Genomic DNA, 15,603 nt, shown 5'->3' with positions numbered 1-15,603 from the left:
TAATTAAAAGGTGAGGTTTAATCCGAACGTTAAACTTGCTACAGCAGGCACTCCCAGGTAGTCAATGCCTGTAGAGCCAGAGCCGCCTGTTCCACCTGCTGCACTTACTTCAGGATCCATCCCCTTGTAATTTGTCCATGTAAACAAGTTGGTGCCCATTGCTGTTGCTGATATTCCTTTAAACACTTTTTGATTTCCTAAAATACTACTGAAATCATACGTTAACGTTACAGAACGCAGTTTCAGCCAGTTCACCGAGGTAATGAAATTAGAAGAATTAGCAGCATAGTTTTGCCAGTACTGTTGAATGAGATAAGTACCGGTTTGCGTTGTTGTTCCGATGGGGTACGACTGATTTGCATTGTAGGTTTGCGTAAATTCGGCTCCTGTCTGGCTGTTGACCCCGGTAACGGTTACTGATTGGCGGTCGTTGAGCAGCGTTTTTTTGCTTAACCCGTTTGTGACCAAAGCATATTCAGTACCGTTAAAGATGTCTCCTCCTTTTCGAATGTCGAGAAGGAATGACAACGTAGCCCTTTTATAACGAAAAGTATTATTAAAACCGGCGATGAAATCAGGTTCGCGGTTACCGACAATCACAGGGTTAGGATTAACCTTATATAACCCGGTTGTTGGATCTACCTGGTAGCGCCCGTCAGGAATTTCGTTCCCTTTTGCATCTTTTTCACGTAAGAACACGCCGTTAGGGGCCGTGATCAGGCCAAGAAAATAACCACCATTAGGAATCGATGCTGCCCTTATTAATCCGAATTGGGCATCGGTAGGATAGAAATAGCTTACTCCAGGTAGAAAGGCGCCTAATCTGCCCTTGTTATAGGAGAAATTCAACGTTGCATCCCATCCAAAATCCTTTCCGACGACCGGTTTACCGCTAAGCGCGATTTCCATACCCTTGTTGATTACCGAGCCCGAGTTGATAGACGTCAGGATATATCCGCTTGCGTTAGATAAACGGGGCTGCGCAATCTGGTTTGCTGTTTCAGTATGGTAGTAAGTATAATCCAAACCAATACGACCCTTCAGAAACCTGAACTCTCCTCCAACTTCCCAGGATCTCTGGATCTCCGGTTTTAAAGCAGCATTACCGCTCGTATACTGGTTACCGATTGCCGTCATGTTCCCTATGGTATACGGACTATTAACATAGGTAAGCGTGGCGTAAGCATTTGCATCTTTACCAACCTGGGCCCAGCTAGCCCGTACTTTTCCAAAGGAAAGGATACTGTTCCTTGGCAGCAATTGAGAAAAAATAAAAGAACCACTGATAGAAGGATAGAAATAGGATCTGTTCTCGATTGGCAATGTAGATGACCAGTCGTTTCGCCCTGTTGCAGTAAGGTAAATGAGGTCTTTGTAAGATACACCCACTTCTCCATAGGCTCCTACCAGGCGCTTCCTCGTTGTGCCATCCTTAAAGAATTGGTTTGTTGACGCCATATTACTCAGGCTGATTGTACCCGGAGTAGTAAAGTTGTACCCCCAATGATTTTGACTGATGATCTCCGTATTTTCAGAAGTTGTTCCTATCATGACCCGCGTATCGAAATCGCCAAAGCTCTTATGAAAGTTACTCATCACCGTGGTGTTGATGAAGGTGTAGCTAAGCAAATCTTTACTTAAACGCCCGTTCTGGTATAAGGGGCTGACTGCAGACCCCGGGGCAATATAAGTATAGTCGTTGGTGGAGTACTGGTCATAACCCAGGCGTGAAGTAATGTCCCACCAACTGGTGATTTTAAAATTGCCATTTATAGCTCCCGTGAAACGGCTGGTTTTCGACGTTAATTTATCTTCATTGATGATCCAGTAAGGATTGTCTATATCGTTTTCCAGGGGAATGGAGCCGGCAAATCTGCGGTATTGTGTCCCATTCGGATTTTTATAATTCTGGATATTCAACGTTTGCGGCCAACTATAAACAGCCCCCATTGCTCCGTTGCCACCACCACTGTATAAGCCGGCTGTGGTTAACGTTCTTTCCGTATTGGCAATCGAATAGGCGGCGTTTGCATTCAGTGTCAGCCGCCCGTATTTCTGTTCGGCATTAAATCGAAAGGTGGTTTTGTCGAAACCTGTGTTTGGAACGATACCGGTTTGCTTAAAGTTAGATCCGGATAAATAAAAAGAGCCGTTTTTTGAACCACCGGAAACGTTTACGTTATTATCATACACAATGCCGTGCTGAAAGAAATTGCCAATATTGTCGTACAGCGTATCTGCTGGTGTAAGTTTTTGTCCCCAGGAATTGAATTGAGGTACATTCAAAGCATTTTGAGTAGGAGTGATATTATTGAAAACCCCATTACTTGCATAGAGACCGGGTCCGAAACTGGTTTGAACCTCGGGCAACTTGTTCGCCCAGGAATTGCTTATCTTACTATTAACACTAACAGTTACTTGACCTTCTACACCTCGCTTGGTAGTAATAATGACAACACCGTCTGCTGCTCTTGATCCATACAGTGCGGCTGCCGCAGCACCTTTCAAAACCGACAAACTTTCTATATCTTCCGGGTTGATGTCCATAACCCGGTTGGAGTAGGTTGTATTACTGCGGGTTAGTCCATCGGTACCGGAGTTCCCGGTAACTGAAGTTGAGTTATCATATATTATCCCATCAACGACAAATAAGGGCTGGTTCTGCCTGCCATCGGAGGTAGAATTACCGCCACGAATAGTTATAGATGCTCCGGCCCCTGGTGCACCGCTAAATTGCGTAACGTTTACACCGGGAACTTTACCGGCTAAAGAGTTAACGACATTGGTATTTTTATTTTTCATCAATTCCTGGGCACTCAATTCAGAAACTGAATAGCCCAGCGCCTTTCGCTCCCTCTTGATACCTAAGGCAGTTACTACCACTTCACCCAAAGCGTTGCCTGAGCTCCTTAAGGTAGCGGAAACAACAGAACTGTTGTTTACTGTCAATTCTTGTGGTTCGTAGCCAGTATAGGTGAGCACTAAAATTTCGCCTGTAGCAGCCTGGATGCTGAAATGACCGCTAGCATCGGTTTGTGTAACCCGGTTAGTGTTTTTAACAGTAATCGTGACTCCTTCCAAAGGATTTTGGTTCTCCGCACTTACTGTGCCGCTGATGCTTCTCTGCTGGGCCATCACTCCGCATGGCAGCAAAACTATCAGCAGCAATAAGGTGGTCAGTAGCTGTAGCAATTTTTTCATAATAGGTAGTTTAGATATTTGAAAGTGTTATTGAAAATTACGCTTTAAGAATTATTTTACCAGTACAGATATTTAGACGGTTGAACTAGCCTGGATACCGTAATTCCACCTCACAAGAGTTGGCAGCTTCCGGAGAAAGTTGATCCGGCGATGAAGGGTAGTTGAGCCAACAGGGCAAAGCATTCGATCCAGATTACAGGATTTGGGAATTAACAGGATAGGAACGCGACTTGAAATTGGTAGAAGTAAGAGTAGTTTTTTATATTACAATGTATAATCCTGTAAATCCTTCCATCCTGCTACTTAATAGCATTTTTTGGTGACCTGCCGAAGGAATGCTATTGGCCATCGTTGTGTCACTCCCTTGTACCGCATTACTATATTACCCAATTTCTGAAAAAAAACTTAAGTAAACGACATTGAATTATAATGAAAGGACACGGCAATAGAAAGAAATGCTGCAATTGTTGTTGTTGGTAAGTCAAAAAAACCACGGAAAGAATGTCTGAATCAGGATCCGCAGGATTTGTGAATTGACAGTATAAAAGGTGGGTTGAAAACTGGCCTCAGTCGAAAGGGATTTTTATATTACCGGTTCTTGAATTGCAAATTCTTCCATCCTGTAAACTCTGGTCCCGATGAATGATGATTTGACTTATAAGGTGATTGGTTGTGCGATGAAGGTGCACAATACTTTAGATAATGGTTTTACTCACGGGATTTTTAGTTTTTTATTTGAGTTCGTGAATGCTTCGCATTTCAGGAGGTAATCTATCAGCGATGTCTTGTTATTGAGTTGAAAAGGGCTCCCGTGGCATTTATGCGGGAAGTTGAACAGAGAATTTTCTATCATGGAATTGATGTGGGTACAAGAAGAGCGGATTTTGTTGTGGAAGAAAAAATAATGGTGGAATTAAAAGCCTTGATTAATTTGGAAGATGTGCATCTTGCACAAGCGAAGAACTACGTCGTAGCTTATAATTTTCCTGTTGGATTACTTATCAATTTTGGAGCTATAAGTTTGCAGTATAAGAAAGTATTCAATCCAAAATATCGTCTGAATCAGGATTAAAGGATTTTAGGATGAACAGGATTTCCTAAAGGGCTGTTATTCAAAAATCCTGAAAATTTTTCATCCTGCAAATCCAGATTCAGACAACTTTACAAGCAACTGAACTTCGTTCAGCACAATCGCTCAATACTAGAGTTAAGCGGCATGGCAGCAGTAGTTGTTCCGGACAATGTATTCTTTGAAGGCGGTGCAGGTGAGACAATGTCTGAAGCAGGATTAAAGGATTTTAGGATGAACAGGATTTCCTATAGTGCTGTTATGCAAGAAACCTGAAAAACTTTCCATCCTGCAAATCCAGATTCAGACAACTTTACAAGCAACTGAACTTCGTTCAGCACAATCGCTCAATACTAGAGTTAAGCGGCATGGCAGCAGTAGTTGTTCCGGACAATGTATTCTTTGAAGGCGGTGCAGGTGAGACAATGTCTGAAGCAGGATTAAAGGATTTTAGGATGAACAGGATTTCCTATAGTGCTGTTATGCAAAAATCCTGAAAAACTTTCCATCCTGCAAATCTTGTTCAGACAACTCTTTGTCCTGCTGGGGGTCTCCTTTTAAGAGCCTTGTGCGATAGCAAGGGACCCCGGTATGGAGCGCAGAGGCTCATCCATTGTACAAATCCATGATATGAAGACTTCGCTTTGACCATGTCCTTATTGCATGAATACAAAGCTGGAAGAAAAGCCCAATAACTGCGTTGCCGATGAACGGAATGCGACGCCCCCCCGTCCGAATGGCTTCATCCGGGCGGACGTCCGAATGGCTTCAGCCGGGCGGACGTCCGACTGGGCCTCCGGGCGGGCAACGATGATTAATCGGGTTACTTCAGCTTGTACCAAACATTGTCTGTGCAACACCCACATTCACATGAAGAAACTGCAAGCCCGGAGCCCTTTCACTATGATGTGCGACGTGGTTTAAGAATTGTTCCAATCACAATTTGGTTCTCTCGCCCGGGAGCATCTTCGAAAACGATTAAGCCTTTCGCGCGCAATTCATGAAGATGGGTGTTAATGACTGGCAAGGTGGTGTAGTTTCCAAAATGGACCTTCACGGCATGCACGTGGAGAATTTCGAACCTCTCCTCCATTATGGGAATGACCAGGGATGGATTACACAGCGAACCCCAGAATAAAGCGAGCATAGTATCCCTGGGATATTCACATTGAAGTATATCCTGAACATATCTCGTTCCATCCTCGCCCCCGTCAACAGGTATGAGGTGGTAATCTTCGACCCCTTGAGGAGTGGGAATGTAGGGAGGATTTGAAACGATTAAGTTACCGGGGCTTTTGAAAATCTCTGAATCCAGAAGGGTCTGCATTGACCCAAGCTTAAAGCTATAATGATCAGCTAACCCAACCGCTTCAGCATTCTGTTTGCTTATTGCTAAAGCTTTGGGATCGATATCAACTGCGATGACCCGGGGCCGCTGATCTTTTAAATTATTTAGTGCTATTAAAGTGGGAATACTACTACCGGCACCCAGGTCTATAATAGTCTGCAACTGTGGAAAAAGTTCAATAGCCCGGGAAATCAGACGAGAGTACAGGAGGGTATCGTACATGTCATCAAAATGGGTCATATTAAATGGATGTTCTTCCATTCCATCCAATAGCCCCGTTTCGGGTAATGGAACGTTTGAAAAGTCTGGAATAGACGTAACATACTTTTTTAAAAATTCCGATAAGGCTTTCCCCGAAGGTGTTGAGTTATCTAAAAGCGCATTCATTTGTTTCTCCCGCTTGAGTTAAGAATAAAATTATTTTAGTTTCCAGATCAAATATGCATGCTGCTCTTTACCACTTTCCTTTTGATGTCACCAGGAATTGAAAGACCGCTAGCATAAAATCACTTATCAATTACTTACCTGGGTTTACTTCAAAACCGAAAAGGGTGCATCCGCTTTTGCGGAATTGTGTTTGGGTTTTAAGAGCGTCCGCACGTAATACACAGCACTTAATACGACCAAAAAAACAGACATGCCTACGACTTCTTTGCCGGTCAGGTTGGTCAAAAACCAGATGATAATCAGCACCGACAATACAGGCACAATAAGACCGCCCCATATTTTGAATGTTGCTCTTCCGGGGTCATTGTTTGCTCTTAATTTAATTACCGCGAGCGCTACGCCTAAATAAATGAGTAATACTGAAGCAGTAGAAAGTACGGCCAGTTGCCTGAACCCACCGGCTATAGAGAGCACACAGCCCAATAGGGTAAATGCAATGATCGAAATGTAGGGGGTCGCAAAACGAGGATGGGTCTTAGCTAGTGGTTTTATTGGTATAACCCCATCTATTGCTGAACGGAATATCACCCTGGGCATGTTCAAAATATCGCTGCTCAGGTAACCGAACATTGATATCGCTGCACCTAAAATCATTATCGTTACGCCAAAAGGACCCATGATGTTTTTAGCTGTTTCAGCTAACGGCGCTTTTTTAAAGCCCGAAAGTGCATCCCCCATAACGCCCTGCGCCACCATCTGCACACCCAGGTAAATCAGCAGAATTACAACGATACTTAGCAGTATACTTTTCGGAATTGTTTTCTCAGGGGTCTTTACCTCACCACTCACACTCAAACTATTTTCCGCTCCCTGGAATGCGAAGAACAGTATCAGCGATATCTTTCCAAAGTCGGCCAGTGGAGGTGTAGTGCTCCAGGTGAGATTGTCGGTGTTTACTTTGCCAATTCCCCAAAATATCAACAGCAATAGGGGCGCGAGTTTAAGTACTGTTGTTAACTTCACAAGCGTAATACCCTCCTTTACACCCCTGACGTTGATGATGGTTAAACCCGTAAACAAAACAAGAAAAAAGCTAGCCCTGAAAATCCAGTTTGCAAATATGGGGAACAGGTAAGAGAGTGTATCTGCAACCGCGTTAGCCACGGCGGCCGTTGCCATCAGCGCAGCGCCAAAAATAAAAAGGTTAGTGGTGATAAAGCCAAAATACTTTCCAAATGCGGCTTCTATATACGCATAAGCACCCCCCGTAATCGTTATTTTACTACCGGCTTCTGCAAAACATAACATTACCATTGCTATTAAAAAACCACAAAACAGGTAGGCAAGGATGCCGGATGCTCCAAGCCCTTCACTAACCAAAGCCGGCAACACAAATATGCCTGCGCCAATAACGGTATTAATGATGTTGGAGGTTAAGCCGAGCGTTCCGATTTCGCGTTTTAGACCCTCGTCTGTATGCATTTTATTGAGTTAAAGCAGCGGGAGAATTGGTGAACTACCAACCTTATCTCGTGCTTTTACAGTTCAGAAGACTAAAACTATGCCTGCACAAACCCAGCGACAATGAAGTTGTCACGCTGAACTTGTTTTAGAGACATTCAACAGGACTATGGGATAGTGAAGGACAGCGGAGCTTCGATCCTTTAGCTATTGTGAGTACGGATAAACCACGCAAAAGTGGAAAAAGAATGCTACACCTTACGCAGCATGAATATGTGCAATGTTTTTTTGGGCCAGCCAGTATTGCTACTATTAATTATCGTTGCCCACCCCGGATGGCCTGGTCGGACGGGCGTCGCACTCCCGTCCGAACGGCTTCAACCGGGCGGGCTTGTACGGCTTTTTCTTTATGGAGTAATGCGCAATATTACCCCCCTTGTACACTAAAGCCACAGTAGTACTCACGCTTAGCCAGGAAACAAAGGAAGGAACGCCCGCCGGTGCCGGTACGGACGGGGCCATCATCGTTCCTTTCTCGAAATAGCATTCATTAGCACCCGTAAAAACAATATTGTAGCTAATAACTTTTCGCCGCCTGTCTGCATTCGCAACGGAAGTTAGGTTGAGCTTACGACTTTCCTGTTGGCTTATTGATAAACTTCGGCGCAACTAGTTTGGAGTATAAGAAAGTCTGCAATCCAAAAACCCGTCTGAAGCACGATGAAATAATTCTTGGCTTTACAACATCAGGCACCGTAGAGGACCATTCTGAACATCCTGTTATCCTGAAATCCTGATCCAGACTACGAAACTCAACTTTAAAGTAGTAATTTACTACACTATAAATCATCACCAAAAGCAACTCGTATGATAGAAAATTTGAACAGCCTCGTAAAGCAAAATGCAGATGATGTCATTATCAACAATGCAGCCATACCAAATGAGCGCAACGACGAAGCGGTGCAGGAAGCCAGTACAGCCATAGAGAATTCATTAAAGACATCGTTGGCTGGTGGAGACGTAAAGGAAGTTGCGGGCCTTTTTAATGGTACCAGCGAAACCGTTGCAACAAGTCCGGTTACACAAAAAGCCACTGGTAATTTCATTGATAGACTTCAAAGCCGTTTTGGTTTAAATGTGCAGCAGTCTGCTAACATAGCCAACAACCTAATTCCTACAGTGTTGAAGCGGCTGGTTCAAAAAACAGCGGATCCAAACGATCAGAGTTTTGATCTTCAAAAAATCTTTAATGAGGTAAGTGAGGGAAAAACAAATGGACTTAACGTAAAAGAAATGCTCAATAAGTTTAAAGGAAAGATGGACAAGGATGGCGATGGCGATGTGGATCTGCAAGATTTCAAAGCCTTCTTTACCGGTGGCGGAGGTGTAGTTGACAAAATAAAAGGTCTGTTTAAGTAGTATGACGGCATTGTGCGACTTACAGTTTGTGAAGCAATCCCGGCTGTTGTAACAACTATTCCTCTTTACGCCTGCACTGATCCATTTTCTTAACGCCACTTCCCTAATGCCGGCCCAAAACATCGCTTCCGAGATGAAGCAAAGCATTGAAGCGAATTACTGAGAAATCTGCGCGCTCGTCTCCCATCGGAACACCTGAAAGGACTACTGAACTGTTCAGCCAATGGGTACGCTAATGTCAACTTTATCGAAATCACATCAGGGAACCGCTTTCGTTCACCACAGTACCGCAAAAGCCAAATCAGCGAACCCCGCCGAGAACATCCGCCCGGATGACTCCATTCGGACGGGCCCGTCCGACTGCGCAGCGGGCGGAGGCTGTTTTTGTTCTTCCCCAACGTTGTTGGGGACCTTTTTTGGTACTTGTTGCCTGCCCCGCCTCAAGGGTGCGGGTTAGCTGGCAGGGGCAAGCAAAAAGGAAGAGAAAATATCATTGGTGCACTCAATGTGACTTCGGGCCCAGTTGATGATACCCGCACTCGAGTTAGGTTTTGCAGAGCATACGCGCAGTTAAGTTCTGTGCTTTCCAGCGTTTATTTCCTGAACGCTATCCGGTTTATGCAAGAAATTTGATCCAGAGTATGGTTCCTGTTGCAAGCAAAAACCTATCAAGGAACCGCTGCCCTTCACCACAGTAGAACTAATGCTAAATCAGGGAACCCCGCCGAGAACAGGCTGTTTTTGTTCTCGGCTGTCTTTTTTGCCTTCCTTTTTGGACAAGCAAAAAGGAAGAAAGATCATTATCCGAGCACATAGTGCGATGCAGCGTCGAACACCTTTTCAAAGCACCTGGCCAATATCCTCGGTAGGGAGTGCTAACCATTTGCAGCATTATGCGCAAATCGAATAAGCATGTCCGAACTTCTATATAGATGTAATGTCAGGAAGCCCTAAACTGAATTCAGGACTACGTTGTTCTTCATGATTACTGCTGCAACCCGGGCAACACACCTTTCAAAAAAAGATACCCTTGAAATGTAAAAATCTTGTTTGTTCATTTTTTTGTCCAATTCTCCTGGGTAAGCCCAGTTTCACTCCCACAAAGGCATGGCCATTTATTTGTAATCACCATTACAACTTATATTTTAGAAGATGTCTGAAACAAGAAATTTACCTGTACAAAAAAGTATTGCACTAGTAGCGCACGATAAAAAAAAGGATGAGCTCCTGGAGTGGGCACTTGAAAATAAGGAAATTCTTAAAGCGCATAACCTGATCGCCACCGGTACTACCGGAAAATTAATAAAAGAAAAACTGGGACTGCCGGTAACGAAATTTTTAAGCGGACCTTTGGGTGGTGATCAACAGATTGGTTCAATGGTTGCGGAAAGTAAGCTTGACTTCCTGGTTTTCTTTTGGGACCCGTTAGAAGCGCAACCGCATGACAGTGATGTAAAAGCATTGCAAAGACTTGCTGTAGCCTGGAATATATTATTAGCCCCAAACAAAACTACTGCCGACTTCATTTTGCACTCTACATTTATGAGTAAACCCCATCAAATAGCTATTCCCGATTATTCCAAATATTAGTTGTAACAGGCTTGATAAATATCAGTTTCCTAAAATGGATGATTACCTATTGGGAAATTGGTCCTTGGGGAAAAGAATCAGAAGCTGTGCACCGAATCGAAATTGATTGATGAAGCTATAAAGGTAGTTCTGGTTGATGTAACAGATTCACGCAGGTTTTTTTGATAAAAAGGTGAACAGGAAAGGAAGACCTCACCTACAACCGCCAGGCTTTTCCGGGCAACCACAAGCATGAAGCAACTGAACTTTGTTAAGCACATCGCGCGATGCTAAAGTGGAGCGGCAGGGCAACATGTTGTTCCAGACCATGTATTATTTGAAACCGCGGCAGATGAGACCGTTCGAAAGAAGCTGATGGAAACAACAGGTGTTCATACCATCCTTCGTTCACCCACCGGCATGTTCAATTGACAGCCCTCATGCCTGTTTCATCAGTTCAAATTTTTCGGTCCCTTTTTCAAACAGGTATTGCCCGTTTGAGTCGTACAAGCACCTTAGTTTTTTACCCTATTTGGCACAGCCAATACCGCGTTTAAAGCAGGCTTAGGTTTATATTGCCTGTCCCATAGTAGTGGATAATTTGTACGGTTAGGAATCGGTGAGCCATTCTTCCAACTTGCTCCATCGTGTATACCCCAAAGTGTTACCCTTGTGATTTTTTCCCTCCTTTTATAAAAAATGGAAAATAGTTCTGCATATCGGCTAGCCAGCTGCCGTTGCACGCTGTCGGGAAAGCGATCTTTATAGGGATCTAAAAAAATTTCGAACTCTTCCGACTGCAACTGTTTGTCTGCATTTGCAGCCCAGCCAGCGATCTGACCTTCCTTGCTTAAAGGAAGTACATCTACATCCAGCTCTGTTATCATTACCTTCACCCCGCAGGCAGCGTAAGCGTCTATGGCATCTTCAATGTATTTGTTCTTAGGATAATTTAAGCCCCAGTGGCCCTGCAAACCTACACCATCAATGCGTATATTTTCCCGTTGCAGCATTTTTACCATCCGAACAATCGCATCCCGTTTGCTGGGCCGCCATGCATTAAACTCGTTATAGTATAACTCGGTGTTGGGAGCATACTTTGCAGCAAACATAAATGCATATTTTACCAGGGTATCCCCACTGCCAAAGGCATTCACCCAATTTGAAGTACGATAACTGCCGTCGTTTTCAAAAACTTCATTGACCACATCCCAGCCATGTATACGGCCGGCATACCTGCCTGCCACAGCTTCGATATGGCTTCTTAATCGTTCAATCTGCTCTTCTTTTGTATTAGGCTTTCCGGAGGCATTCGTAAAAAACCAGGCGGGAACCTGGTTATGCCAGACCAGGGTATGGCCGACAATAAACATTTTATTTCTTTCACCAAAGGCAACATAATCATCCGCAGGACCGAAATTGAAAACCCCGGGTTGTGGATTGACCGAGGACGCCTTCAGCACATTCTCGGCGGTAATAGCATTAAAATGTTGGAGAACAATATCGTTTGATGCCTTGTCTCTTCCCGAGGTAATCGAGGGATTAACTGCCGCGCCTATTAAAAAGGCATCTTTATAAACGTCTTTTAATTTCTTATTACCCGTTCCTGTTTGTGCAGAAATACTTAACGGAATAAAGCTTATGAAACCAATTGAGTAATATGCCCATTTCTTCAATAAATAAGTCTGTATACTATTTTTTTGCTGTTTCATTATGCTGATTAAAGTATAAAATTGATACTAAAAATAATGTACAACCTTGGCATGTCAAACCCTTTACTGCCTCAAGTATTGGTTCAGACTCATAATGCAGCTTATACCGTCAATTTCGCTGCTTAACGCATCTCTGCAGTAAAGTTCTTAATGCCCGTCCGAGCCGGCATCCGGACGGGCCTTTTCTATAAGGCCATGCCTCTCCGAAATAGCCTTTCGAATTTTCAAAGACATAGTTGAGGTGGAGAAATTTCGTGTTGGTCGTTAATTCATCGAGGCTCAACTGCTCTTCACCACCGTAGTACAAAAAGCTAATCAGGAAGGAATGTCTGAATGAGGATTTACAGGATTTGTAGATGAACAGGATAGAAAAGATTGCTGCAATAAGCAACAATTTGTCTATTTTATGTCCTTAATACTGTAAATTTTTCCAATCCCATACTTGCCTCAATTAGATGCATGATGAGTTAACATACAAGGTAATTGGATGTGCGATGAAGGTGCACAATACCTTGGGTAACGGATTTCAGGAAGTGATTTATCAACGGTGCCTTGCTATTGAATTGGAGAAAGCTAAAGTGGCATTTAAGCGCGAGGTTGAACAAACTATTTATTATGATCAAAAGAATGTAGGCACAAGAAGAGCAGACTTTGTTGTTGAACAAAAAATAATCGTTGAGTTGAAAGCGCTGATTAATCTTGAAGACGTGCATCTTGCACAAGCAAAGAACTACGTTGTAGCTTACGACTTTCCTGTTGGCTTGCTGATCAACTTTGGTGCGGTTAGTTTGCAGTATAAAAAGGTGTTTAATCCTAAATACCGTGTTTGAAGCAGGATTTGCAGGGTCTTAGAATTTACAGGATAGAGGTTTTATGATCCAAACTTTTTCATTATGCGAGACTGGTTGGGTAGAATTGATGTAAGTATTTAAAAGTTCCAGAACGACGTTTGAAAATTCTGAAAACTTTTTCATCTCCCAATGCGCATCAACAATCCTGTAAATCTTTCAATCCTTAAATCCTGCTTCTGACGTTTTTTGCCGCTTGAAAAGATACAGTACAAGGGAGTGACACAACCGGAGTTCCATAGCAATCCCTCTGCCGGTCTCATAAAAAACCTTTTTGGAAAACTACATCGATTACCTACCGAACACAAAAAGTGCAGGCTCTTCACCTGCACTTCAATATAAACTCGTATCAACCTTATTGAACTTTTGACTTCTTCAGGCTGCTTGGGGGCAACTTGGTCTTTTTTGGTGGAACCACTTTTTTGGGTGCGGCTCTTAACGGAGCAGCTTTGGCAGTAAAGACCGGGTCGTCGAGGAAGGGCTGGCTTTTTACCCGCTTGCCAGTGGCTTTGTAAATCGCGTTGGCGATTGCGCCGCCGGTTGGCGGAAGCGCGGGCTCACCCAGTCCGGTGGGGTCGATGCCGTTGTCGACGAAATAGGTTTCGACTTCAGGTATCTCCCGCATGCGGATGAGCCGGTAAGTATCGAAATTCTTTTCCTGTGGTTCGCCCTCTTTAAACGTGAGCTTGCTAAACATCGCATGGCCCATACCATCTACAATACCGCCCATAACCTGTTGACGGGCGCCACTTAAATTTACGACCTCCCCGCAATCGCAGGCAGCCCATACTTTTGTAACCGAAGGCTTGTTGTTTTTCATCACCACTTCTGCAACCTGGGCGACATAGCTCCGGTGGGAAAAGTAAACACTGAAGCCCTGGGAAACCCCGGGCTTCTTTACCCCCCATTTGGATTTTTCGACGGCAAGGTTTGTTACAGCGATCATGCGATCGGGACTATAACCAACAGTGCCTACCGGGGTCGTTTTTACTTTCTGCAACAGGTCGAGCCTGAACTGAATAGGATCCTTACCCGAAGCTTCGGCGACTTCGTCGAGGAAGGACTGCTCGGCAAAAGCCAGGAAATTCGTGATGGGTGCACGCCATGCACCGGTTGTAATCGGGCTACGGTGTTCAACGCTTTCGATAAGGAGATTTTCAACCGCAGCAGCAGGGAAATTGTTTTCGCGTGTAGGGTTGCCGGAGTTGATGCCCACTCCCCTGCACTTATAGCCAATCATGTTTCCACTGGCATCCAAAGCTGCCTCAAAGCGGTAACGTACAGCCGGGCGATAGCTACCGCCGGTCATATCATCCTCGCGGGTCCAGCTTACTTTCACCGGCGCTTTCAGGATGCTGGATAATTCAACCGCTTCGTTGGAGTAATCGGTTTTCAGGCGCCGCCCAAAACCTCCGCCTAAACGGGTGATCTGCACGGTGATCTTATCTTCAGGAATACCCAGCAGTTTGGCGGCGTCGGAACGTGCCGCACCAGGCACCTGGGTTGGACCAATCAATTCGGCACCGTCCTCTCGAACATGCGCAAAGAAGTTCTGGGGCTCCATTGGTGAATGCGATAAGAAGGGACATTGGTATTCGCTCCGGATTACTTTAGCGGCGTTTTTAAACGCCGTTTCCACGTCGCCATCTTTACGGCGTACGGTGGGTGTGCCGGTATCGAGTAAGGATTTGAATAAGGTGTTGTGGTCGTCGGTGCTTTCGATGTTGCCGTCTTTCTCATATTCCACTTTTAACACCCGGCGGGCCTTTATAATTTCCCATGTGGACTTACCCACTACCGCAACATTGTTTTTGAACGTAACAACGTTGATGATCCCGGGCATTGCTTTGGCTGCTTCGGCATCTACCGATTTGATCTTCATACCAAAGGCGGGCGGACGTTGTATCATAGCCTGCAACATGCCTTCACGGTAGAAGTCTAAACCAAAGAGGGGTGCTCCGGTTACGATATCGTGGTTGGCGACATTTTTAATTTCTTTACCGATCAGCTTAAAGTCCTTCCGGTCTTTCCACTTGACTTCTTTAGGAACCGGCAGTTTGGAAGCCTCTTCGGCAAGCTCGCCGTAACCTGCTTTTTTACTGGTCTTTGCATGAATAACAAAACCATCTGATGTGGTCAGTTCTTCAACTGGAACCGTCCACCTTGCGGCTGCGGCCCCCATTAACATGGCCCTGGCGGTAGCGCCGGCATTCCGTAACAGTTTCCAGGAGTGCGGAACAGCCCCGCTTCCCCCGGTTACTTGCCGCTCGAAAGCTTTGGTATCCAATGGCGCCTGCAACACCTTAACTTTTGTCCAGTCCGCGTCTAACTCCTCTGCTACAATCATCGGGAACGACGTCATGATGTTCTGGCCGAGTTCGGGGTTTGGCGAAAGAATAGTAATCAGTCCATCGGGCGCAATCGACAGATAGCTATTGAATCCCAGGGTTGCCGCCGCTTCAGGTGCTGCTGCTACAATGGGCGCCTTTGCTTCGGCACTAAACCAGCTGAACCCAAGCAACAAGCCTCCCCCGGTTAAAGAGGTGAGCTTTAAGAAGTCACGTCTGCTCTTATTTACAGTTGACATAA

At 44.6% G+C, this 15,603-nt stretch carries 11 protein-coding genes and 2 pseudogenes; 7 read left to right on the top strand and 6 right to left on the bottom strand.

From position 1 onward, the window contains the following. Nucleotides 1-3: 3 nt before the first annotated feature. Complete coding sequence (locus tag EXU57_RS08145; protein WP_133267702.1) at nt 4-3,201, bottom strand: SusC/RagA family TonB-linked outer membrane protein; 3,198 nt, start codon at nt 3,199-3,201, stop codon at nt 4-6. 766 nt (nt 3,202-3,967) lie between these two features. Between EXU57_RS08145 and EXU57_RS25345 the strand changes: the two are divergent. From EXU57_RS25345 to EXU57_RS25805, 3 genes and pseudogenes are all read left to right on the top strand, one after another. Next, nucleotides 3,968-4,273 (top strand): annotated as a pseudogene (locus tag EXU57_RS25345) (GxxExxY protein); the annotation flags it as partial. Nucleotides 4,274-4,306: 33 nt separating this feature from the next. After that, a complete protein-coding gene (locus tag EXU57_RS25810; protein WP_133267998.1) occupies nt 4,307-4,546 on the top strand; it encodes an N-6 DNA methylase in 240 nt (79 codons plus the stop codon). Then, entirely contained in the window at nt 4,543-4,767 is a 225-nt protein-coding gene (locus tag EXU57_RS25805) for an N-6 DNA methylase (protein WP_133267997.1), read from the top strand. Before EXU57_RS25810 ends, EXU57_RS25805 begins: the two co-directional genes overlap by 4 nt. A gap of 404 nt (nt 4,768-5,171) precedes the next feature. On the opposite strand, the gene EXU57_RS08125 is transcribed toward EXU57_RS25805, so the two are convergent. From EXU57_RS08125 to EXU57_RS25030, 3 genes are all read right to left on the bottom strand, one after another. Further along, on the bottom strand, nt 5,172-6,005 hold the full coding sequence (locus tag EXU57_RS08125) for a methyltransferase (protein WP_133267701.1): 834 nt from the start codon (nt 6,003-6,005) through the stop codon (nt 5,172-5,174). Nucleotides 6,006-6,149: 144 nt separating this feature from the next. Continuing rightward, the gene (locus EXU57_RS08120) at nt 6,150-7,487 is read right to left on the bottom strand and encodes an APC family permease (RefSeq protein WP_133267700.1); all 1,338 of its coding nucleotides are present in this window, start codon (nt 7,485-7,487) and stop codon (nt 6,150-6,152) included. Between the two features lie 291 nt (nt 7,488-7,778). Continuing rightward, nucleotides 7,779-8,135 (bottom strand): hypothetical protein, encoded by a 357-nt coding sequence (locus EXU57_RS25030; protein ID WP_165958075.1) that lies wholly within the window; start codon nt 8,133-8,135, stop codon nt 7,779-7,781. A gap of 198 nt (nt 8,136-8,333) precedes the next feature. Here EXU57_RS25030 and EXU57_RS08110 point away from each other — a divergent pair, with 198 nt between their 5' ends. The 3 genes and pseudogenes from EXU57_RS08110 to EXU57_RS25870 all read left to right on the top strand — a co-directional run. Continuing rightward, nucleotides 8,334-8,885, top strand: a complete 552-nt coding sequence (locus tag EXU57_RS08110; protein ID WP_133267699.1) for a hypothetical protein — start codon at nt 8,334-8,336, stop codon at nt 8,883-8,885. A 1,152-nt stretch (nt 8,886-10,037) separates the two neighbouring features. Next, entirely contained in the window at nt 10,038-10,475 is a 438-nt protein-coding gene (locus EXU57_RS08105; protein WP_133267698.1) for a methylglyoxal synthase, read from the top strand. A gap of 348 nt (nt 10,476-10,823) precedes the next feature. Next, a pseudogene (locus EXU57_RS25870) lies at nt 10,824-10,886 on the top strand (hypothetical protein); the annotation flags it as partial. Nucleotides 10,887-10,969: 83 nt separating this feature from the next. Here EXU57_RS25870 and EXU57_RS08095 read toward each other — a convergent pair. Beyond that, nucleotides 10,970-12,166, bottom strand: coding sequence for an endo-1,4-beta-xylanase (locus tag EXU57_RS08095; protein WP_133267697.1), 1,197 nt, complete (start codon nt 12,164-12,166; stop codon nt 10,970-10,972). Nucleotides 12,167-12,621: 455 nt separating this feature from the next. On the opposite strand from EXU57_RS08095, the gene EXU57_RS08090 reads away from it, so the two are divergent. Beyond that, nucleotides 12,622-12,996, top strand: a complete 375-nt coding sequence (locus EXU57_RS08090; protein ID WP_133267696.1) for a GxxExxY protein — start codon at nt 12,622-12,624, stop codon at nt 12,994-12,996. A 373-nt stretch (nt 12,997-13,369) separates the two neighbouring features. On the opposite strand, the gene EXU57_RS08085 is transcribed toward EXU57_RS08090, so the two are convergent. Beyond that, nucleotides 13,370-15,601, bottom strand: a complete 2,232-nt coding sequence (locus EXU57_RS08085) for a xanthine dehydrogenase family protein molybdopterin-binding subunit (protein WP_133267695.1) — start codon at nt 15,599-15,601, stop codon at nt 13,370-13,372. Nucleotides 15,602-15,603: the final 2 nt, after the last annotated feature.

Origin of the sequence: Segetibacter sp. 3557_3, from assembly GCF_004354985.1 — a bacterium.
In the GTDB taxonomy this organism is placed as follows: domain Bacteria; phylum Bacteroidota; class Bacteroidia; order Chitinophagales; family Chitinophagaceae; genus Segetibacter.
The sequence above is the reverse complement of the archived record's forward strand: the minus strand, read 5'-3'. Positions and strand labels throughout refer to the sequence as shown.